1 protein-coding gene is annotated in these 360 nt (G+C 25.3%); it reads left to right on the top strand.

All coding sequences use genetic code 11. The annotated features are described in order from the left end of the window. Positions 1–343: BlyB family putative holin accessory protein (locus tag U881_RS0105845; RefSeq protein WP_326942980.1), on the top strand; the 343-nt coding region annotated here is incomplete at its 5' end. Between the last annotated feature and the right edge of the window lie 17 nt (positions 344–360).

Genomic DNA, 360 nt, shown 5'->3' on the forward strand with positions numbered 1-360 from the left:
GAGGATCATTATGAACGAAAATGCTATTTCTTTGGGCGTTGATATTTTGAATAAATTCACAGATATTATTAAAACACCTGCTAAACATAACACTGCCAATTACGTTAATATCTTCACCAAAGTGGTTAATTATTTTTACTCCTTATATATAGATAATTTAACTAAAATGGAGCGTCGTGAATCAATAAAGATTTTATCTGAGCTTGAAGATATTCTAAAGCTTAACATTGAAATAATAGAAAATTCAAAAGACAAAGAAGTCAATAAAAAACACATATCTTCTTTAAGATCAAAGAGAAATAAGATTATGAATGCTTATATCAAAATATTAAAGGAAAGTTAAATGAACAAATATAAATA

Source organism: Borrelia persica No12 (assembly GCF_000500045.1).
GTDB classification, from domain to species: domain Bacteria; phylum Spirochaetota; class Spirochaetia; order Borreliales; family Borreliaceae; genus Borrelia; species Borrelia persica.